Consider the following 21,125-nt stretch of genomic DNA (forward strand, 5'->3'; position numbering starts at 1 on the left):
CTGTTAGTCTTTCTATTATACTAAAAAGGGACATATTTTTCAAAACATGACCCCCCATCTCAGATATGAAAAAACTTAAACAAAAGAGCACTTCCTCCCCCCTCAAACATAGCCATTTGAAGAGAAAGAAGAAGCACTCCTATCTCATGGTTAGATAAAGATTTTAATTACTGCATAGACCAGCAAAATCGCTCCCAAAACAATCCGATATTTTCCAAAAACCGTGAAGTCATGAGTTTTAACATAATCTGTCAAGAAGCGAATTGCTACCATACTGACTCCGAAGGCAACTGCCATAGCGACCAAAAGGATCGTTCCTTGGCTGAAGCTTAAAGCATTTCCTCCCAAGACAAACTTAGCGACCTTTAATAGACTAGCTCCAAACATAGCAGGAATCCCCAGATAGAAGGTAAATTCTGTCACAACTGAGCGGCTAACTCCATTGACCAAACCACCTACAATCGTTGCACCTGACCGACTGGTCCCTGGGAAAAGTGACAAGACTTGGAACAAACCAATATAGAGAGCAGTCTTATAAGGCAACTTGTGTAATTCCGTCACTTCTGGCTCTACTTGCTCCCGTTTTTCAAGGTAAATAAAGGCCCACCCATAGGTGATCAGCATGATGGCTACAGAAAAAGAGTTATGAAAATGAGCTTCAAACCAATCATCCAATTTAAAGACAAAGAGCAAAGGTAGGGTCGCTACAGCAACCTTGGCCCACAATTGCCAAGTCCGTCTCACCTCTTTTTTCGATTTTCCAGGCTTAAATGGATAAAGCTTGTCGAAGTAAATCACGACGACGGCCATAATAGCACCAAGCTGAATAACAACATTAAACATCTCCATAAAGGCAGGGTTCTGATCCTTAAACTGAATAAAGTCTTGGATCAAAATCAAATGACCTGTACTTGAGATTGGAAGCCACTCGGTGACTCCTTCAACGATTCCAAAAAGAATCGCTTTTATCACTTCAATGATAAGCATCTTCTTCTCCTAAACTTACATTTGCTATATTATAACACATTTCTAGCCATAGAACCAGATGTGCTTGCAAGGATACATAGACTAAAAAAGAGAGTGGGACAGAAATCGGTAATTCGTTAGAATTCGATTTCGTCGTCCCACCTCCGCACAGTTGAGTAGGGCTGTAAAAGCTGATGAAATCAGCGTAGTAGAGCCCACTCAACCACTGCGTCTTGCTCAACAATCCCAAAATAATTGAGAGGCTAGGACTTTTGTCCCAGCCTCTTCTATAAAATTATACACACAACTGTGGCTAGCTAGCACTTTTCGACTCTAAAAAGCACCGAAGCCACCGCCGCCACCGCCACCAGAGAAGCCACCACCAGAACTACCACCCGAAGATACTGTAAAATGACTAGCAGTTGTCGCGGTCGTTCCATAAGTAGATAAGAGATGGCTGGAATGGATCAGATTACTACGAAATGGAGTGTAGACATAGGCATCCATACTTGGGTTGTCTAGGTGGATTTGACGAAGTTTCATCACTTTACTTACTTGATCTGCAAAACCAAACAGAGTAGCATAGACTAATAAGCGATTCCATAAAACCAGCGATTGAACTTCTGCTTCTTCCAAATGAGCGATATCCCGCAACATATTACGGAAGCTATCCCAGTAATAGCGCTGTTCTGCACCGAGGTCCGTTGGGACTCCATCCCGTCGATAGAGGGTGAACTTCCCTTGGAAGGATGCCGGAAGAATCCACATTACCAACACATAGATCACACAAAAGATAGAGAGCCAATTCAAGATGAAATAAGCAATTAGGCCGGCTACCAAAGCAATGCTCCACGCAGCCCATCCAAAGAAGAGACACATACGGCCTGCACGATCCTCCCCTACCTCTAAAGGACGGTAGCAAGGAGAAAGGGCAAAGGTTTGGATCTTTTGTTGAACTGCCTGAGCGACACGAGAAATCGCTGCATCAATCCGATCTTGCGCTTGTTTTCCTCGCTTGCGAATGGCATCTTGCTCTTTCTCAGAGGCATATTTATAGAGAGAATCCGAAATTTCATAATCTGAAAACAAGTCATCTGTTCTACAATATTTTTGAGAACCGAAAGCTAGTCTAAGAAATTCGCGCTCAAATTCATCCAATGTATCTTCATTTTGAATGGTTAAAACTGTATGAGTGTCGTATTGCTCACAGATGATATTTTTTCGATCAATCAAATCAAGTAAGGTTGCTTGCACCAACTGATCAAATTTAAAGGCGCCCCGAGCATGTTTTTTGGTTGGAGAAATCTCATCTAGCTCTGTAGAGTATACAATCGAGGCCATTAGTAGAGGCGCAACGTCATTTGGAATCTCATACAAGCGGCTATTTTTTGGGAAAACTCTGGTAGAAGTCACAGATTGCATGAATTGATGACGATAATAAATAGCAAGAAGAAGGATGAACAGAATAAGGATTGGGAGTAGGACCTTCATAAATAAGCGAATCCAGGTCCGTTTTTGAACAATTCCTGCTTCCGTCCGATGATAGTTGGACTCCTCCATCAAACCTGTATCGCGATAGGATTCCCCAAAGGAAGCTACATCCGATTTCCGCCAGTAAGCATAAATTTCAACACCTTCTTTTCGTTTCAGATTCTCTAGAGTAGCCTTATAGTTTGCTTCTTCTTTCTGAACAGTTGCCTCAGCCCCCAAATAAGCCGTATGGATATTCAGTTCCGACTTCGAGGCAGGCGTGGCAAATTTCGGGATAACCTGTAACTCTACTTTTTTGACCTCTTGATCCCCATCACTGATTGGTTTCCAGTTCAATAATAGGATATCTTGGTGAACATAGAGCAGGTTTTTTAAGCGCCAGATAACCTTTATCTTGACAGTATCCCCTGCACTTCCGCCGTTATAAATCTTTACCTGATAACCATCGCCTAAATTATGAACTTCTGGTTCTTGCGACAAGGTTCTACCTTCCACTTCCACCAAAGGAGGAATGACTATTTCAAAACCTTGAGGCATTTTACCCGCACTTCCCAAGGTGACATATTGACCATTATAGGAAGTTGTAAAATGATAGACCAATTCTTCCTCATAGGTAGCATCATCCCAAGTTTCCAAGGTAAGAGTCCCCCGATAAGACTGAACCTCATAGGAAGGACCATCCGCTTTTACAAAACCTGTTACAAATAGACAGGCCAACACTGCCAATAGAACATACAGAATTTTTTTCATTTCCCCTATACTCCTTTGGTTTATTATAGCATTTTTTCATGAAAAGGCTATCAGGTTTGAAAAGTAGACCAATTTCCTGTACAATAAGATGATACTATTTATAAAGGAAGAGGAGACTACATGAAAAAAACTATCATTGGAGTCTTTGCCGGAATATTGACAGTACTATTCATTTTTCTGGCAATGACTCAAGGTTCAAAAGAAGATGAATATCTGCGTATTGGTATGGAGGCGGCTTATGCTCCTTTCAACTGGACTCAAGAAGATGACTCAAATGGAGCCGTGAAGATTGATGGCACCAACCAATATGCCAATGGATATGATGTTCAAATTGCCAAAAAAGTAGCTGAGAAGCTTGGAAAAAAACCACTAATTGTAAAAACATCTTGGAATGGACTTATCCCAGCTCTCTCATCTGGAAAAATCGATATGATCGTCGCCGGGATGAGCCCTACTGAAGAGCGTAAAAAAGAAGTAGCATTTTCAAATAGCTACTATACCAGTGAGCCAGTCATGCTGGTACGTAAAGATGGAAACTATGCGAATGCCACTAGTCTAGATGACTTTAAGAATGCAAAGGTCACCTCTCAACAAGGGGTCTACCTATATAATCTCATCTCGCAATTAAAAGGGGCCAAAAAAGTGACTGCGATGGGCGACTTTGCCCAGATGCGTCAAGCTTTAGAATCTGGCGTTATCGATGCCTATGTTTCTGAGCGTCCCGAAGCCCTTACCGCCGAGTCCGCTAATCCTAAATTTAAGATGATCCAATTCAAAAAAGGATTTGAAGTTGGAGAAGAAGATGCGACCATCGCTATCGGGATGAAGAAGGGTGACACTAGACTTGACCAAGTCAATGCGGCACTAGCCAATATTTCATCTGAAGACCAAGTCAAACTGATGGATGACATGGTTACAAAACAACCTGTTTCAACAGATACTAGTGAAAGCAAGGAACCTTTCTTTGACCAAGTAGTAAACATCTTAAAAGAAAGCGGTCCACAGTTCTTGCGTGGAACTGGAATGACCCTCCTCATCTCCATGACGGGAACCATTGCTGGGTTGATTATCGGTTTGTTAATTGGTGTCTTCCGAACTGCCCCTATGTCTAAGAACAAGGCCCTCGCCGCCTTGCAAAAATTCTTCGGTTGGTTCCTCAATGTCTACATTGAAATCTTCCGTGGAACTCCGATGATTGTTCAATCCATGGTTATTTTCTACGGTTCAGCCCAAGCCTTCAACATTTCCTTGGATCGTACCTGGGCGGCTATCTTTATTGTTTCGATCAATACAGGGGCTTATATGAGTGAGATTGTTCGTGGAGGAATCTTAGCAGTGGATACTGGTCAGTTTGAAGCGGCTACCGCTCTAGGAATGACCCATGGACAAACCATGCGTAAGGTCGTCCTTCCTCAGGTCGTTCGGAATATCTTGCCAGCGACAGGGAATGAATTTGTCATCAACATCAAGGATACATCTGTCTTGAACGTTATCTCCGTGGTCGAACTTTACTTTACAGGAAATACAGTTGCAACACAGAATTTCAAATACTTCCCAACCTTTACGATTATTGCGGTTATTTACTTTATCCTGACTTTCACTATCACCCGTATCCTTCGTTACATCGAACGTCGCTTAGATTCTGATACCTATACTACTGGTGCCAATCAAATGCAAGTCAAAGAGGTGAAATAATGGCAGAAAAAATACTTGAAATCAAACACTTAAAAAAATCCTACGGTCAAAACGAAGTTTTGAAGGACATCTCTCTTTCTGTTGAGAAGGGTGAAGTAATCTCCATCATTGGGAGCTCTGGTAGTGGGAAATCTACCTTCCTTCGCTCCATCAATCTCTTAGAGACACCGACTGATGGGGAAATCCTCTACCGGGGGCAAAACGTTCTTGATCCTGACTATGATCTCACCCACTATCGGGAAAAATTGGGCATGGTTTTCCAAAGCTTCAACCTATTTGAAAACTTAAATGTCTTAGAAAACACCATTGTCGCTCAGACAACTGTCCTAAAACGGGACAGAGAAACGGCTGAGAAGATTGCTAAAGCGAATTTAGAGAAAGTTGGTATGGGAGAACCTTATTGGGCTGCTCGTCCAAAACAACTTTCAGGAGGACAAAAACAACGGGTCGCTATCGCTCGGGCCCTCTCTATGGATCCGGATGCCATTTTGTTCGATGAACCAACCTCTGCTCTGGACCCTGAAATGGTCGGAGAAGTTCTTAAAATTATGCAAGACTTAGCCAAAGAAGGCTTAACCATGATCGTGGTCACCCACGAAATGGAATTTGCACGAGACGTCTCAAGTCGTGTTATCTTTATGGACAAGGGGGTCATCGCTGAACAAGGTGATCCGAAAGAAATCTTTACCAATCCAAAAGAAGAACGGACCAAAGAATTCTTACAACGTTTCTTAAACTAAAACAAACTCCCTCACTGGAAATCCTTCCGATGAGGGAGTTTTTTAATACCTTCAATTGAAAGTATGATTCCACACATAAACTTGTTGAAATCCTTTGATAGATATGAAGAAAACTAGTGATACTTTCCTACGATATCCTGATTTATACTATATAAAAAGAAGGGAAGCTTTTTCCCTTCTTTTTTATATCTAAGTTTAATTTTCGAATTTTTGATGATTCTTATCATAAAAATCGATCAAGCCAAGCGCAGTTTCAAACGAAATGTTTTTCACTTTTGCACGACCTTGCGCAAGTGCAATGATAGACATTTCACGGGCGTTCGTTTCTTTACTGATACGATAGCCAGTGATCTTTTTATCACGTACCCAACCAACAACTGATTCCACTTTTTCGAAGTTCGATTTAGCCATGATTCTTCTCCTATATTATTATTTCCAATACTAATATAAAATTTTTTGCATATTTTGTCAACCATAATAGCTGAAAATACGAACAATTTTAAAAAAGTCAGATATTTTGTTATTTAGCTTTTAAAGCTGAGAGGATTTGGGTGCGAATATTCTCTACGCCATCCGGATTTGCTGGTAAGAAGAGGGTATTGGTACCTTGTTTTTCTGCAAAGTTATTCAAAGTATCCAAATATTGGTTGGTCAAAAGAATCGACATGATCTGTTCTTCTGTCAAATTCACATTGGTGTCTTTCAATTCCTTGATAGAATCTGCCAAACCATCTACAATGGCCTTCCGTTGCTCTGCAATCCCGACCCCGTGAAGGCGATCTTTTTCAGCTTCCGCTTCGGCTGCGGTAACAATTTTAATCTTATCCGCTTCAGCCAATTCTTGAGCAGCCACACGTTTCCGTTGAGCAGCGTTGATTTCATTCATTGACTGCTTCACTTCAGCATCTGGTTCAACCTTGGTAATCAAGGTTTTTACAATGATATACCCGTAGGTTGACATTTCTTCAGCTACTTGTTTTTGAACCTCAAGGGCGATTTCATCCTTTTTCTCAAACAATTCATCCAAGGTCAACTTTGGAACAGATGAGCGCAGAGCATCTTCGATGTAAGATTTGATCTGAGCTTCTGGACGCATCAATTTGTAGTAAGCATCCGTTACATTGTTTTCATTTACACGGTATTGTGTCGCGACATTCATAGTAACGAATACGTTATCTTGTGTCTTCGTTTCGACTACAATCTCGCTTTGCAAGAGACGCAATTGCACACGCGCAGCAATTTTATCGATTCCAAATGGTGCACGGACATGAATCCCACTGTTGCTGATCTTTTGATAGCGTCCAAAACGCTCAATAATTGCAACAGATTGTTGTTTCACCACATAGAGTGAGCTAATGAATACAGTAGCTCCAACTACTAGAATAGCCAATAGAAAAATCCAAATCATTTACTGATTCTCCTTTATATTTTATTACTTTTTTGAAGTGACTCTTTGTTAAAGAAGCCATCATACCAACATGTTATAGAGGGTTTCATTTCCGTTTAAGTTAATGAAAGAAGGGTCAAATTGTTCAATCCGATTGATCAGACCTGCATAATCATGCTTATCTGCCAAAGTGACACCAATCAAGACTGGGCCAGTCCCCTTACTTGCTCGTTTGATGTACTCAAACCGCGTGATATCGTCATTTGGGCCTAAGATATCATTTACAAATTCTCGAAGAGCTCCTGGACGTTGCGGGAAGTTGACGATGAAGTAGTGTTTAATACCATCATAGATCAAAGCTCGCTCTTCCATCTCTGGCATCCGGTTAATATCATTGTTCCCACCAGAAATCACACAACAAATGGTCTTCCCTTTGATATACTCTCTCAATACTTCTAAAGCCGCTACACTGGCAGCTCCAGCTGGTTCTGCAACCAAGCCTTGCTTAGAATAAAGATCAATCAAGGTCTCAGATATCAAACCCTCGTTGACGCCAATCAAGGTCTCAACATTTTTTTTCGTTGCCTCATAAGTCAACTGGCCTACCTTTTGAACAGCAATCCCATCCGCAAACTTATCAATCTGTTTGAGTTTTACCGGGCCTCCAGCTTCAAAGGCTGCCTTCATCGACCGAGCCCCATCTGCTTCAATTCCAATAACCTCGATTTCCGGCGCTTGTTCCTTGATATAGGTGGATACTCCGGCGATGAGGCCTCCCCCACCAACCGGTACTAACACCGCATCGAAGTCAATGGATTCTTTTTTAGCTTCCTCTAGAATTTCGTAGGCTACAGTTCCTTGACCCGCTTGGACATTGGCATCATCAAATGGATCAATGAAGGTACAGTTTTTAAGTTCAGTATATTCCTGCGCCGCCTTAGAAGAAGCATCAAAAGTATCTCCTACTAATTTAATGGTCACGTACTCTCCACCGAAGAAACGAACCTGGCTAATCTTTTGCTGAGGTGTCGTAATCGGCATAAAGATGGTCGCTGGTATTTTCATTTCCCGGCAGGTGTAGGCAACTCCTTGAGCGTGATTGCCCGCCGAGGCACAGACTACTCCTCGCTCTCTCTCTTTCTCATTCAACTGAGAAATCGCGTAATAGGCTCCACGAATCTTAAAGGAACGAACCCGCTGCGCATTTTCTTTCTTTAAGTAGATTTTCGCTCCATACTTTTCGGATAAATAATGATCATAATCTAAGGGAGTCTCAACAACCACACCCTTTAAGACCTTATGGGCTTTTATGATATCTTTCGATGTTATCATGATCTTCCTCTTCTTCTCCTTATTTCATCTAATTATATCAAAAGACTGCAAAAATTTCAGCGTGTTTTCCAAATTTTCAGAAAAATCACCCAAAATGTTCGATATGGCACGTCTCTTCATACAGATTCTGCTAAATGGTTGAAAATACCTTCCAATCCATCTCTGCTATTGATGAAAAAGAAGTTGGGATTTCTCCCAACTTCACCATCACCTCATTAGTTATAGATTTTAAAGGCGTCGTCGTCATTTTTTCCAACGAATGGCATTGCTTTACGCAATTCAGCACCAACTTTTTCGATTTCAAGGTTAGCCGCTTGTTCACGGTAAGCAGTCAATTTTGGACGACCAGCTTTGTAGTCGTTCACAAAGTCGTTGGCGAATTTACCATTTTGGATATCCGCAAGAACGGCTTTCATGTTTTCTTTCACTTGTTCAGTGATGACACGTGGACCTGAAACGTAGTCACCGTATTCAGCAGTGTTTGAAATTGATTGACGCATTTTCTTGAATCCACCTTCGTAGATCAAGTCAACGATGAGTTTCATTTCGTGAAGCACTTCAAAGTAAGCCAATTCTGGAGCGTATCCAGCTTCCGTCAAGACTTCGAAACCTGCTTCGATAAGGGCAGTCAAACCACCACAGAGAACGGCTTGTTCACCAAACAAATCTTCTTCAGTTTCTTCTTTATAAGTTGTTTCCAAAAGACCAACGCGTGCTGAACCAACACCTTTACACCAGTCCATGGCGATATCTTTAGCATTTCCTGTAGCATCTTGGTAGACAGCGTAAAGTGCTGGAACACCAAATCCTTCTTCATACGTACGACGTACCAAGTGTCCAGGTCCTTTAGGCGCACACATGAAGACATCTACATCCGCAGGAACTTTGATAAATTCGAAGTGGATGTTGAAACCATGTGCAAATCCAACAGCATTTCCAGCTTCCAAATTTGGAGCAATTTCTGCTTCGTACAATTCTTGTTGGATTTCGTCTGGAGCCAAAATCATGATGACGTCAGCTAATTTAGTTGCTTCTGCTACTGTGTAAGTATCAAAACCATCTTCTTTTGCTTTGTCAAAAGATTTTCCTGGACGTACACCGATGATCACATCGTGACCTGAGTCACGCAAGTTTTGTGCGTGGGCATGACCTTGTGAGCCATAACCGATAACGGCGATTTTTTTACCGTCAAGTGCTGCTACTTTTACATCTTTTTCGTATTCCATTTGAACTGCCATAGTTATTTCTCTCTTTTCTATTTTTATTGCCTATTAGGCTATTTTAACAAATTTAGGTTGGATTTTAATCGCGGGTAAAGCCAGTTGCACCAGTCCGTGCGACATTTTTAATCCCATAAGGACGAATGACACGCAAGAGAGCTTCATTCTTCTCTGCATTTCCTGTCATCTGCACGGTGATGGAACTTGGAGCCACGTCTACCACAGTCGCGCGGAAGGGCTGGATAATGGCCAGCAATTCTGCCCGTTTCTCTGCAGGTGCAGAGACCTTGATCAGAATAACTTCACGCTCTAGGTGAGGCTTATCTGTAATGTCTCGGACGCGAATCACATCGACCTGGCGATTGAGTTGCTTGATGATTTGTTCGACTTCATCATGAGATGCAACATCGATGATGATGGTAATCCGCGATACATTCGGATTTTCTGTCGCTCCCACTGAGATACTCTCAATGTTGACTTGTCGTCTGGACAAGACACCGGTAAAGCGATTGAGAACCCCTGACCGGTTTTGAAGTTTGGCTGTTAACATTCTACGCATTAAACTTCACCCCCAACATCTCATGATTGCTCTTACCAGCTGGTACCATTGGTAGAACGTGTTCTTTCCGAGAAATGTCAATCTCGATGAACATTGGTACATCTTCGGTAATGACTTCCAAATCCTTCTCGAGGGTCTCGGGATTGTCAAATTTGTAGTTCTTAATCCCATAGGCTTGCGCCATCAATTGGAAGTCTGGCAAGGTTTCAAAGACGGACTCTGATGTTCGTCCATCATAGAAGGCTTCTTGCCACTGCCGAACCATCCCAAGTGAATGGTTGTTGAGCATGATGACCTTGATCGGAATCTTGTAAACATTCAAGATTGCCAATTCTTGGTTGGTCATCTGGAAGCCACCATCTCCGACAAAGAGCACGACTTCTTTGTCTGGATTGGCAATCTTAGCACCAATTGCAGCTGGTACACCGAATCCCATGGTCCCTAGACCACCAGAAGTCACTAATTGCCGTTCGTTTTGGTATGGGTAGTACTGAGCTGCCCACATTTGGTGTTGGCCAACGTCTGTCACGACGATGGCATCCCCCTTGGTCAACTCACCCACGCGTTCAATAACTGCTTGGGGTTGGACCACGCGTTCTTTCTTATCGTAAGAACGAACCCGGTTCTTATCTTTTGTGACCTTCTCGATCCATTTCTCCGTATTGTTGTGAACGACTGGCTCTGCCAACAATTGTTGTAGAGCTTTCTTCGCATCGCCAACGACGGGAATATCGACTGCAATGATTTTACCAATCTCTGCTGGGTCAATATCAATATGAGCGACTTTGGCATTCTTCGCAAAGGTCTTTGGATTTCCTGTCAGACGGTCATCGAAACGACAGCCAATACTGATCATGAAATCCGCTTCAGTCATGGCAATGTTGGCTGCAAAGGAACCGTGCATCCCACCCATTCCAAGGAAGAGAGGATGGTTGGTCGCAATCGTTCCCTGACCTAAAAGGCTAGTCACTACAGGGATCTGATAGCGTTCTGCTAAGGCTACCAATTCTTCTGCTGCTTCCGCATAGCTAACGCCACCCCCAGCCAAAAGGACTGGTTTCTTAGCCTTGCCCAATTGCTTCAAGATTTTCTTAATCTGCAATTCATTTGGCTCAATGGTCGGCTGGTAACTTGGAATGTTGATTGCTGGGTTGAATATATAATCTGTTTCTAAGGCAGAGACATCTTTTGGAAGGTCAATGACGACAGGGCCTGGACGACCAGTTGTCGCAATATGGACCGCTTCAGTAATAATCCGTGGAATATCTGCCGTCTCTCGTACTTGGTAATTGTACTTGGTGATTGGCATGGTAATCCCAACAATATCTGCCTCTTGGAAGGCATCCTTCCCGATACCGGAACGGTTGACCTGTCCAGTAAATACAAGAAGAGGGACACTATCACTCATGGCATCAGCAATACCTGTAATGGCATTGGTTGCCCCTGGTCCACTAGTGACGACTGCGACACCCAACTTTCCAGTTGATTTGGCGTAGCCTTCAGCTTCATGCAAGCAGCCTTGTTCATGTCGGCCAAGAATGTGTTTGATCCCTTTAAAACTATAAATAGCATCGTAAAGGGGCAAAACTGCTCCACCTGGGTACCCAAAAATGGTATCAATCCCAAGATCTCGAAGCGTTTCTAGCACAAGCTCTGAACCTGTCTTTGCAGTTTCTAAGGTAATTTTCTCCATGTCTCTCCTTTCTGTTTCTTTGATTATCAAATGAGCATGCTACTATCATACCATTTTTGGAAAATATTTCAAGTAAAAATCACAAATTTTCTGAATTTTCTATCCAAATCCGAATAATGAAATTTCTCCTAAAAAAAGAACAATCCAATCAAAAAAGTCTCTAGGAATCCTAGAAACTTTGCTTGCTTATAGCCAGCCCCTTTCTTGGGCAATCTTTGCTGCCTCTGTCCGGTTCTCTGCATCCAACTTGGTCAGAATGGCTGACATATAATTGCGGATGGTCCCGTTAGAGAGAAATAAACGATCAGCAATTTCTTGGTTGGAAGCTCCTTTGGCGACTTCTTTTAGGACTGCTTGCTCCTGAGAGCTTAGAGGATTGGGATGAGTCAAGATCCCCTCCATTAATTCAGGAGAATATTCTTTTTGCCCTGCCAAAACGGTATGAAGTGTTGCCATCAAATCTGTGATACGACGTTCTTTTAAGACATAGGCATCGACTCCAGCCTTGAGAGCCCGCTCAAAGTAACCCGGTCGTTTAAATGTGGTAACGATGACAACCTTGAGCTGGGGTTGTTGACTTTTGACCCATTCCAACACTTCTAGTCCTGTTTTGATAGGCATCTCAATATCTAAAATAGCAATATCAACTGGATGGGTTTCGAGTAAGCGAATGGCTTCTTGCCCATCTCCAGCTTGCAAGACTTCTTCTACATCCTCTTGCAAAAGCAAGAGCTGGCAGAGGGCATCGCGCAACATACTTTGGTCTTCTGCAACTAATAAGCGCATCTTATTTCCTTTCTTGATAGGGGATCCGTATTTCTATCCGGGTCGGCTTGTGTTGATGACTGATCTCCAGCTCTCCTCCCAACAAGGCAATCCGTTCGCGAATCGAGTGCAGGTCCTTGTCGGAGACTTTGTCAAAGCCGATCCCATCATCTTCAGCAACCATTTCTACACCTGTCTCGGTGGAGCGATAAGAGAGAAGGGCTTGCGTCGCTTTAGCATGTTTGATCATATTAGTAGCTAATTCCAGAGATACCATGGCTAGAGCAGACTCTAGGATCGGCGAGATGCTGGCTGTATCGAGTTCATTCTGAATCTCTACTTTGACTTGCGCCACTTCGAGCATTTGCTTGACGGTTTCTAGCTCTCTTGTGAGAGTTCGCTGCTTCAAGTTCTCGACAATCTCTCGGACTTGGTGCATGGACTCTTGACTGATGGCTTGAATCTCTTGCACCTGCTCCTGCGCCTTCTCAACCTGCCCCAATGACAAGAATTGATCGGCTAGATCCGCCTTGACACTGAGCATAGCAAAGGTGTGGCCCAGACTGTCATGTAGATCGCGGCCAATCCGATGGCGCTCGTTTTCTGCCAACAAGAGATTGATCTGGGCATTTTGCTTGGCATGGTCAGCTTTCAACTCTTCCATCATCCGAATCCGAACCATGCCGTAAGTCATGGCATGAGTAAAAAAGAAAATGATGATTAAAAATACCCATTCATACTCCATCGCACTCTGTTTGAAAAAGATGGCCCCAAAAAGCAGGAATTGCGATAGAAAAACTGTCCAAAGATAGGGAGAGCGAAAATTGTGAATCTCAAAGTGATAGACCAATAGGTTGCTGATGAAGAAATAAAACCAAAAATAGTTGGCGTTAATAAAAAGAGTATTTCCTGCTACATAGGCTAGGAGGTATAGCCAACAAATCCAGGTCAGCTTTTTGTTTTCAGTAATCAAGACTCCTAGATAGGAAGCAATAAACAAGAGGGCTAAAAAGAAGTGCCAGTAGGGGACCTCCCCTAATAAAATAGAGATAAAGGGAAAGCCCATAAAGACTAGGCTAGCGTAAAACATATAATGGATACGCTTGAGTTTTTCAATCATGAACGAACCTCAGAATGACGACGATAAACAATGACAAGGGTAAAGAAGACCAGGGTAAACAAGGTTAAATAAAGACTAGCAAAGACATTGACCTGTCCCTTGTTTAAAAAGGTCTTAATCAGTTCCATCAATTGATAGGTTGGTAGACATTTGCCGATGGCTTGCATCCATTCTGGAAAGAGGCTAATGGGCATCCAAAGGCCACCCATGACAGCCAGCCCCATGTAAAGGAGATTACCTACAACAGACATCAATTGACTAGAAGGAAGCAGGGTCAAGACCAGACCGATGGCCACAAAGGCTAGGCTTCCTAGGATGAGAATAAAGGCCGACAAGACCCAATCCTGTAGGGACATATTCACATGACGCACCACGTGGCCCACGGTAAAGACAACTCCAATCGATAGGAGAAAATCGACAAAGAGACCCACAACCTTTATTAGATAATATTCTACCATAGATACCGGGGTATGGCGCAAGACTTTTTGCCAATTGTTGAGTCGATCGGTTTCAAGAACTGTTGGAAAAGAAAAGATAGCCGTAGACATCATAGAAAATGCCGTCATAGAAAGGAGATAATCCCTCATAAAGTGAGCGGGTGCTCCTGGTGTCTCCTGGTACATCCCTGAAAAGAAGAGATAAAAGGCCGTGGGCATCCCAATTGATAACAAGTAATAAATGGCTTGGCGTCTAGTCAAATGCCACTCAACCACGCCGAGAGCTTTCATGCGTTTCATCTTCTCTACCTACTTCCTTTGTATTTTCAAAAATAGAATCCAATAAACTTCTATTGGTCACCTCGATCTCTTGGATCGAACATCCTTCTTCCTGCAATCGCCTCCACAAACGATTGGCATCACCTGTCACAACCTGAAGGGCATCGGGTTTGACCGTCACTTGACCAACTCCGTCCATCCCTGCCACTAGAGCTTGGTATCGCAAAGGCAGGGTAAAATGTTTTTCTACCTCTTCACTTCTCATAGCTAGTGGCGTCGTATCTCGAAGCAAATGGCCCTGGTGCAAGACCAGGATCCGATCAGCCGTATGCTCGACTTCCTCGATGTAATGGGAAGAATAGACTATAGTCACACCTTGGTCCTTTAAATGCCCGACGATCTCCCAAAAGCGTTGGCGAGTGGACGTATCCATGGCAGCCGTTGGCTCATCCAAAAACAGGAGACTGGGACGACCAATCAAGGTCAACACAAAGGATAAAAGACGCTTTTGCCCACCAGATAGCTTACTGGCTAATTGCTTCTTTTGTTCTGGAGTAAAACGCAATAGATCATCGATGTCATTGACCGTTAAAGGGTTGGGATAAATGGAGCGAAAGAAACTGATCAGTTCCTGCACAGTTAGCTTTTGCACGATGGCATTCTCTTGAGGGAGATAAGAGACACTAGCCTTTAACTGAGGATGACCAGGAGCTTTTCCCTCTACTTCAATAGTTCCAGAAGTCACCTTCCTATCTCCTAGGAGGCAATCCATCAAGGTTGTCTTCCCTGCCCCGTTTGGTCCAATCAAGGCCAGGCAATCCCCTCTCTCGACTGTGAAAGAAAGATCTTCTAGGATCACCTTTCCTTTGATGCTTTTGTTCAAGTTCTCAACTCTAATGACACTCATGGGACTCTCCTTTCAACCAAATCTGGCCAGCTGGAATGATGACATAGACGACCAAGGTTACTCCCCAAACCGTCTGGAAAAACCAGCTAGGAAAATGGGCAGAAAACCAGCCCGTCATCATCTCAGTTACCCAAAGGAGCAAACACAAGACAGCTACCAATCCAATTTCAAGTTTCTTTTTCATTGCTCCATCTCCTTTTTAACAGCCTTGATCATTTTTATCCCTTCTTGGACTGCCCAGCTCATGATGCCAATTCCAGCAAATAATTCCCAAGGGAAATGGTAATAGAGACTATCATCCTTTGAAAAGATCAAATAGACGACCATCCCAACCACTGTTAACGTAAACACTTTATAGAACCATTGTTTCATTTTTCCTTACCTCTTACTTTCTGACTATATTATAGCGAAAGGAATAACAGGCCACTAGATGATTTTGTCACTGGCTCACATGACATATGTCATGGAAAATAAAAAAAGGTCGGACAAGAGTCCGAACCTATGGTGCTGGGGTTTCTTCTTTGAAACCATGGAGTTTTAATCCTGTGAAAACGGTCGATGCCTTGATGTCTTTCAGGTCACCGATACCAAGATCTTTAAAGTAAGATAGATCTTTAACCTTGTCCCAATCAATGGTTTCCATATCAACAGAGACCGTTGAGGCTAATTTTTTCTCTGGAGTGACCGTATATTCGATACTGAAGCCAGCCGTGTCTTTCAGAGCCATGTATTCTGAATCTGACTGCAAACCTTCATTGATAATTTTTGTCATCTCTTCAGGACTTAGATTAGCTGAATTAGTGGCAATTTTTTCTGGTAGGGCCGATAAAACATCTAACTTTAATTTCTGAACCTTATCACCTTTTGTCGTGATGGTGTAGCGATGTTGATTGCCATTGATTTCTGCAGTGAGAACCTTGGTTTCTTCCTTTGCCTCACTGGTAACAGTTTCACTTTTTTCTATCGAAGTAGTGGTTGAGCTTTTTGATGTTTCTGTGGACTGGGACTTAGTAGCACAACCCGTCATCACAAAAAGCAAAGCTCCTAAAAAGCAGATTACCTTTTTCATTTGCTTTTTTCTCCTATTTCTATTTTTCTAAAGTATAACATATCAAATAAAAATTGTCTAAAAACACCTATCTAATCGCTTTCATAAAGCTTTTTTTATCAAAAAAAGAGCCAAAAAATCATTTTTTTGGCTCTTTTTCCTGTTATTTTTGAAATTTTTTGATTATTCAACGCTAAACAAATATGGGTAAACTGGTTGATTTCCTTGATGAATTTCGACTTCGACGTCTTCATATTTAGCCATCAAGTTTTGAGCCAAGTCATTAGCTAGATCTTCTTTACCATCTTCACCAATATAAATCGTGACAATTTCACTATCTTCGTCCAACATCTTGTCAAAGGTTGCTGTCAAGGTTTCCATCATATCTGGATTGGAAACGACGATCTTACCATCAACCATTCCAAGATTGTCGTTTTCATGGATTTCAAGACCATCAATAGTGGTATCACGAACGGCTGTCGTCACACTACCTGAAACAACATCTTCCAATGAAGCGCTCATGCGTTCGTAGTTTTCTTCAATCGACTTGCTCTCATCAAAGGCAAGAAGACTGGTCAATCCTTGAGGGATGGTCTTCGTCTCAACAACTGCTGCAGGTTGATCAATCACTTCTGCTGCAGATTGAGCCGCCATCAAGATGTTCTTGTTGTTTGGCAAGATAATGATGTTGCGCGCATTCAACTCTTCAACTGCTTTGACAAAGTCTTCTGTTGATGGGTTCATGGTTTGACCACCAGAGATGATGTAATCCACTCCTTGCGCTTTGAAGATATCCGCTAATCCGTCACCCGCAACGACTGCAATGATGGCATATTCTTTTGCTTCGGCTGGTTTCGCTTGGCGCTCTTCTTTTTCAACTTGTGCTTCGTGCTGGTTGCGCATATTGTCGACTTTTACCTTGACCAAGCTACCATATTTCAATCCTTCTTGCATGACAAGACCTGGATCTTCAGTATGGACGTGGACTTTGACGATTTCGTCATCGTTGACGACTAGTAGAGAATCCCCAAGATTGTTCAAATAGTTACGGAATTCGTCGTAGTCAAAGTCTTTGACATAGGTTGGACCTTGCTTCAAAGCGACCATGATCTCTGTACAGTAACCAAAGGTGATATCTTCAGTTGCCACATGACCCGCTACGGACTTGTGGTGCTCTGCGTTGATCATTTCTGACATGGTTGCTGGAGTCGCCACAAATTCTTCAGAAGCGATGAATTCTCCTGTCAAAGCTGATAGGAATCCTTCATAGATGAAGACCAAACCTTGACCACCAGAGTCCACCACACCGACTTCCTTCAATACTGGAAGCATATCTGGTGTTTTGGCAAGGGCTGTTTTAGCTCCTTCAAGGGCTGCACGCATGACTTCAACCGCATCATTGGTTGATTCTGCTTTTTTCTTGGCACCGATAGCCGCCCCACGAGAAACGGTCAAGATGGTTCCTTCTACTGGCTTCATAACCGCTTTATAGGCTACTTCAACCCCTGCTTGGAAGGCTGCCGCAAGAGCTGCCCCATCCAATTCATCCTTGTCTTTGACGCTTTGAGAAAATCCGCGGAACAACTGAGAAGTAATCACTCCTGAGTTTCCACGCGCTCCCATCAAAAGCCCCTTTGCAAAGATATTTGCTGCTTCACCAACAGTTGAAGCAGAGCGATCGGCTACTTCTTTTGCACCATTTTCAATGGTCATCCCCATGTTGGTTCCAGTATCACCATCTGGTACAGGAAAAACGTTCAATGAATTGACATACTCGGCTTGTTTATTTAAGCGAGTAGCCCCTGCTTGGACCATTTCTTGAAATAAACTAGTTGTAATTTTAGACACGATTATTCTCCCACAATTTTAATGTTTTGGATATAGACGTTGACTGTATCCGTTGTGATTCCAAGTTGATTTTCTAAACTGAATTTGACACGCTCTTGAATATTTTTTGAGACTTCGCTAATCTTTGTACCATAGCTCAAAACAGTGTAAACATCAACCGCAATACTTCCTGCTTCCGCTGTTTTCACAACGACACCCTTAGAGTAGTTTTCCTTACCTAAGAGAGCTTGGAAATTATCTTTAATCGCGTTTTTGCTGGCCATTCCAACCACTCCAAAAATTTCAGTGGCTGCACCGCCTACAACAGTTGCGATGACATCATCGGTCAATTCAATTTGACCATCTTTTGTATTGATTTTTACTGTCATAATTTCTACCTCAAAAGTATTTTATATTCTATTTTACCATAAAAGAGGGCGCGTGTAAAAGGGATACACCTTTCTCCTATCAGTTGATACAAATGTCCAAAAAGAGAAAAAATGAAGAAAAAGAAAAGGGAGTGGGAAAGAACTCCGTAAAATAAAAAAAGTTGAAAAGGTTCCCCAAACCTTTTCAATTTTCCCACCCCCGCACAATTGATTAGGAAGTACGAATGTTTCAAACATGAGTAGTTCCAATCAACCACTGCGTCATACTACTATTCCTATCAAAAAGCGAAGGCTGGACACTTTATGCCCAGCCTTCTTTCTTTATTAAACGCGTTCTACTTTACCAGATTTCAATGCACGAGCTGAAGCCCAAACTTTTTTAGGTTTACCATCGATAAGGACAGTTACTTTTTGAAGGTTTGGTTTTACGGCACGTTTGGTTTGGTTCATCGCGTGTGAACGGTTGTTTCCTGATACAGTCTTACGACCAGTAAAATAACATACTTTAGCCATTCTGTTTTGCCTCCTATTAGATCTAATATTACGGATGTGCTAGCACCACATACCGTACTATATTACCAAAAAAACTTTCTCTTGGCAAGACCTTTGAATAAGTTTTTCTTAGATCGGATTATGAAAAGGAATTCTCACCTACATAGATGATTTCTAGATTCCCCAGTGAGACCTCTCCGACGATGTAAAAGTCTTTGCTGGTTAAATTGCTAGGATTTTCCTGGTGTTGGATAGCTGACAAAGAACTTTCTACATTGACATGAACCCGCCAATCGCTTGGCACATAAAGACTCAAACTTCCAAGGGAGACATCCACCGCAAACTGGGCAGATGGACCTTCGATCCGGCAATTGTCAAAATAGATAGAAGCTTCTCCCAAGCTCACATCCGCACTTCCACCTGTAAAATTCTGGTCATTCAAATACTTGGTCACTGTAGAAAAGGAGACATCAATGTCATTGCCAGCAGTTTGAGAAGATGTTCCTGCTGAGTAGGAGTTCCAAGTAGCTTTTGCTTTTTTGGAAGGCTTAAAGAGAATATTGAGACCAATCACCGCTAAAATAGAAGAAAAGATGACCACCGAATTGGATACTGGAAGAAAATGGTATTGGCCGTTAAGGGAGAAGAGGGCCAAAATCCCATATAGGAAGCCCCAACCAAAGTGGCGCTTCAAGAAACTAGAGAGGGAAAGGACTGCGAGCAAGACAACCCAAGCCAGCGTCCAGATACTGATCTCCCATTTTACAAAATAGCCTTGTAAGAGCACCAAGGCTGCTAGGAGGATTAAGAAAATCCCAATTAATTTATTTTTCATTTTGTTACCTCATTTCCTTTAACCGTTCTTTTAAGAGTTGATAATAGTGTCGGGACACGTGTACCTGCTTATGGGTTTGATAAAAGTTTACTGTACTGGTTCCCGAAAAAGATTTTTCGATGGAATAAATCTGCTTGGTATTAACGATGGTCGACTTGGAGATGCGACAGAAAGCAATCGGCAAGATTTCTTCCAATTCGTAGAGTTTTTGACGGACCTCATATGCCTCTTCTCTGGTACGCCCATAGATCTTTTCACCATCTGTTTCAAAGAAGAGAATTTCTGACACATCTACAAAGTACTCGCTTCGATCCTTGTAAAAGGTCAAGGGCGTCATTTTTTGCTCCAAGATCAACTGTTGCAAGCGGGCGACATCCTCCGTCAATCGAGGAGCCCGAATGATCATTTCTGGCTCATCCATCTGCGGATCTAATTCGATACGAACTTTCATAGGACTCCTTTCTTAACCTTTGTTAGTAACATTATAACAGCTGTTCAAAATCTTACAAGTCCTTTTCGGTAAGTGGTTCTTTTCAGCCCCTAAGTGGTTCTTTCAGACAGGTAAAAAGAGGCTGGGACAAAAGTCCTAGCCTCTCAATTATTTTTGGATTGTTGAGCAAGACGCAGTGGTTGAGTGGGCTCTACCACGCTGATTTCATCAGCTTTTACAGCCCTACTCAACTGTGCGGAGGTGGGACGACGAAATCGAATTCTAACGAATTACCGATTTCTGTCCCACTCTCCTAAAGCGAATAAAATTGGAAGCATTATTTTTCTTTTGGTGCGTCTGGAAAGAGAAAACCGAGACCAAGACAAGCCAAGACACCCGCAGTAATCACGACCCCATTTGAAATCGGAAGGAGGTCATAGATGGCATTGGCAATGATAAAACCAATGATGGCACAAATCAAGCTGGACTTGTAGTCTTTCTTGAGTGCATTTTCAAGCGTAAAGAAAGCAAACAAGACAACTGGAACCAATGGCCAAAGATTGGCATCTATTTTCGGATAACCAATGATACTAAAAGTGATAACGGCGAGAGCTGCAAGGATAAATCCAAAACCAATTAATTTTTTCATGATACTACCTCTTTTTGTATTTATATCAGAAGACTAGCTTCTTTTGATAATCCTACTATAACAAACAGAAGCAAGGGTGACAAGGAAATTTGGATAAGCGGTCGAATTATCGGA

At 42.4% G+C, this 21,125-nt stretch carries 23 protein-coding genes; 2 read left to right on the plus strand and 21 right to left on the minus strand.

From position 1 onward, the window contains the following. Nucleotides 1-150: 150 nt before the first annotated feature. Both AC3E8G_RS03835 and AC3E8G_RS03840 read right to left on the minus strand, forming a co-directional pair. Nucleotides 151-987 (minus strand): undecaprenyl-diphosphate phosphatase, encoded by an 837-nt coding sequence (locus AC3E8G_RS03835; RefSeq protein ID WP_233332455.1) that lies wholly within the window; start codon nt 985-987, stop codon nt 151-153. 312 nt (nt 988-1,299) lie between these two features. Next, nucleotides 1,300-3,207 carry a DUF2207 family protein gene (locus AC3E8G_RS03840; protein ID WP_490677071.1) on the minus strand — a complete coding sequence of 636 codons (1,908 nt, stop codon included), beginning with the start codon at nt 3,205-3,207 and terminating at the stop codon, nt 1,300-1,302. A 120-nt stretch (nt 3,208-3,327) separates the two neighbouring features. On the opposite strand from AC3E8G_RS03840, the gene AC3E8G_RS03845 reads away from it, so the two are divergent. Beyond that, entirely contained in the window at nt 3,328-4,902 is a 1,575-nt protein-coding gene (locus AC3E8G_RS03845; protein WP_233332459.1) for an ABC transporter substrate-binding protein/permease, read from the plus strand. After that, nucleotides 4,902-5,642 carry an amino acid ABC transporter ATP-binding protein gene (locus AC3E8G_RS03850; protein ID WP_009732258.1) on the plus strand — a complete coding sequence of 247 codons (741 nt, stop codon included), beginning with the start codon at nt 4,902-4,904 and terminating at the stop codon, nt 5,640-5,642. The genes AC3E8G_RS03845 and AC3E8G_RS03850 overlap by 1 nt, the downstream gene beginning before the upstream one ends. Before the next feature lie 195 nt (nt 5,643-5,837). On the opposite strand, the gene AC3E8G_RS03855 is transcribed toward AC3E8G_RS03850, so the two are convergent. The 19 genes from AC3E8G_RS03855 to AC3E8G_RS03945 all read right to left on the minus strand — a co-directional run bounded on the left by AC3E8G_RS03855 (nt 5,838) and on the right by AC3E8G_RS03945 (nt 21,011). Then, complete coding sequence (locus AC3E8G_RS03855; RefSeq protein WP_006594972.1) at nt 5,838-6,053, minus strand: capsule biosynthesis transcriptional regulator; 216 nt, start codon at nt 6,051-6,053, stop codon at nt 5,838-5,840. A 109-nt stretch (nt 6,054-6,162) separates the two neighbouring features. Next, nucleotides 6,163-7,050 carry an SPFH domain-containing protein gene (locus AC3E8G_RS03860; RefSeq protein ID WP_023022202.1) on the minus strand — a complete coding sequence of 296 codons (888 nt, stop codon included), beginning with the start codon at nt 7,048-7,050 and terminating at the stop codon, nt 6,163-6,165. A gap of 60 nt (nt 7,051-7,110) precedes the next feature. After that, entirely contained in the window at nt 7,111-8,361 is a 1,251-nt protein-coding gene (ilvA, locus tag AC3E8G_RS03865; RefSeq protein ID WP_233332461.1) for a threonine ammonia-lyase IlvA, read from the minus strand. Between the two features lie 215 nt (nt 8,362-8,576). Further along, a complete protein-coding gene (gene ilvC, locus AC3E8G_RS03870) occupies nt 8,577-9,599 on the minus strand; it encodes a ketol-acid reductoisomerase (protein WP_023027688.1) in 1,023 nt (340 codons plus the stop codon). 64 nt (nt 9,600-9,663) lie between these two features. Beyond that, complete coding sequence (gene ilvN / locus AC3E8G_RS03875) at nt 9,664-10,140, minus strand: acetolactate synthase small subunit (RefSeq protein ID WP_006594976.1); 477 nt, start codon at nt 10,138-10,140, stop codon at nt 9,664-9,666. After that, nucleotides 10,133-11,833: an acetolactate synthase large subunit gene (locus tag AC3E8G_RS03880; RefSeq protein WP_272080697.1), complete on the minus strand. Its 1,701-nt coding sequence runs from the start codon at nt 11,831-11,833 to the stop codon at nt 10,133-10,135. Before AC3E8G_RS03880 ends, ilvN begins: the two co-directional genes overlap by 8 nt. Before the next feature lie 186 nt (nt 11,834-12,019). After that, the gene (locus tag AC3E8G_RS03885) at nt 12,020-12,619 is read right to left on the minus strand and encodes a response regulator transcription factor (protein ID WP_490677072.1); all 600 of its coding nucleotides are present in this window, start codon (nt 12,617-12,619) and stop codon (nt 12,020-12,022) included. Between the two features lies 1 nt (nt 12,620). Next, entirely contained in the window at nt 12,621-13,718 is a 1,098-nt protein-coding gene (locus tag AC3E8G_RS03890; protein WP_490677073.1) for a sensor histidine kinase, read from the minus strand. Beyond that, a complete protein-coding gene (locus AC3E8G_RS03895) occupies nt 13,715-14,455 on the minus strand; it encodes an ABC transporter permease (RefSeq protein WP_233332473.1) in 741 nt (246 codons plus the stop codon). Before AC3E8G_RS03895 ends, AC3E8G_RS03890 begins: the two co-directional genes overlap by 4 nt. Next, on the minus strand, nt 14,424-15,341 hold the full coding sequence (locus tag AC3E8G_RS03900) for an ABC transporter ATP-binding protein (protein ID WP_490677074.1): 918 nt from the start codon (nt 15,339-15,341) through the stop codon (nt 14,424-14,426). Before AC3E8G_RS03900 ends, AC3E8G_RS03895 begins: the two co-directional genes overlap by 32 nt. Further along, the gene (locus AC3E8G_RS03905) at nt 15,328-15,525 is read right to left on the minus strand and encodes a hypothetical protein (RefSeq protein ID WP_048714779.1); all 198 of its coding nucleotides are present in this window, start codon (nt 15,523-15,525) and stop codon (nt 15,328-15,330) included. Before AC3E8G_RS03905 ends, AC3E8G_RS03900 begins: the two co-directional genes overlap by 14 nt. Continuing rightward, nucleotides 15,522-15,713: a hypothetical protein gene (locus AC3E8G_RS03910; RefSeq protein WP_490677075.1), complete on the minus strand. Its 192-nt coding sequence runs from the start codon at nt 15,711-15,713 to the stop codon at nt 15,522-15,524. Before AC3E8G_RS03910 ends, AC3E8G_RS03905 begins: the two co-directional genes overlap by 4 nt. Nucleotides 15,714-15,840: 127 nt before the next feature. Further along, the gene (locus tag AC3E8G_RS03915; RefSeq protein WP_490677076.1) at nt 15,841-16,410 is read right to left on the minus strand and encodes an SP0191 family lipoprotein; all 570 of its coding nucleotides are present in this window, start codon (nt 16,408-16,410) and stop codon (nt 15,841-15,843) included. Between the two features lie 162 nt (nt 16,411-16,572). Further along, nucleotides 16,573-18,237 carry a DAK2 domain-containing protein gene (locus AC3E8G_RS03920; RefSeq protein WP_490677077.1) on the minus strand — a complete coding sequence of 555 codons (1,665 nt, stop codon included), beginning with the start codon at nt 18,235-18,237 and terminating at the stop codon, nt 16,573-16,575. A 2-nt stretch (nt 18,238-18,239) separates the two neighbouring features. Then, nucleotides 18,240-18,605 carry an Asp23/Gls24 family envelope stress response protein gene (locus tag AC3E8G_RS03925; protein ID WP_006594986.1) on the minus strand — a complete coding sequence of 122 codons (366 nt, stop codon included), beginning with the start codon at nt 18,603-18,605 and terminating at the stop codon, nt 18,240-18,242. Between the two features lie 324 nt (nt 18,606-18,929). Continuing rightward, nucleotides 18,930-19,118, minus strand: a complete 189-nt coding sequence (gene rpmB, locus AC3E8G_RS03930) for a 50S ribosomal protein L28 (protein WP_001140948.1) — start codon at nt 19,116-19,118, stop codon at nt 18,930-18,932. A 118-nt stretch (nt 19,119-19,236) separates the two neighbouring features. Beyond that, on the minus strand, nt 19,237-19,932 hold the full coding sequence (locus AC3E8G_RS03935) for a LiaF transmembrane domain-containing protein (RefSeq protein WP_154858860.1): 696 nt from the start codon (nt 19,930-19,932) through the stop codon (nt 19,237-19,239). Between the two features lie 4 nt (nt 19,933-19,936). Then, complete coding sequence (locus AC3E8G_RS03940; protein ID WP_154858862.1) at nt 19,937-20,383, minus strand: LytTR family DNA-binding domain-containing protein; 447 nt, start codon at nt 20,381-20,383, stop codon at nt 19,937-19,939. Nucleotides 20,384-20,699: 316 nt separating this feature from the next. After that, nucleotides 20,700-21,011 (minus strand): hypothetical protein, encoded by a 312-nt coding sequence (locus tag AC3E8G_RS03945; protein ID WP_154854532.1) that lies wholly within the window; start codon nt 21,009-21,011, stop codon nt 20,700-20,702. Nucleotides 21,012-21,125 lie beyond the last annotated feature (114 nt).

The organism is Streptococcus sp. SCPM-O-B-15294 (M123) (assembly GCF_058200455.1).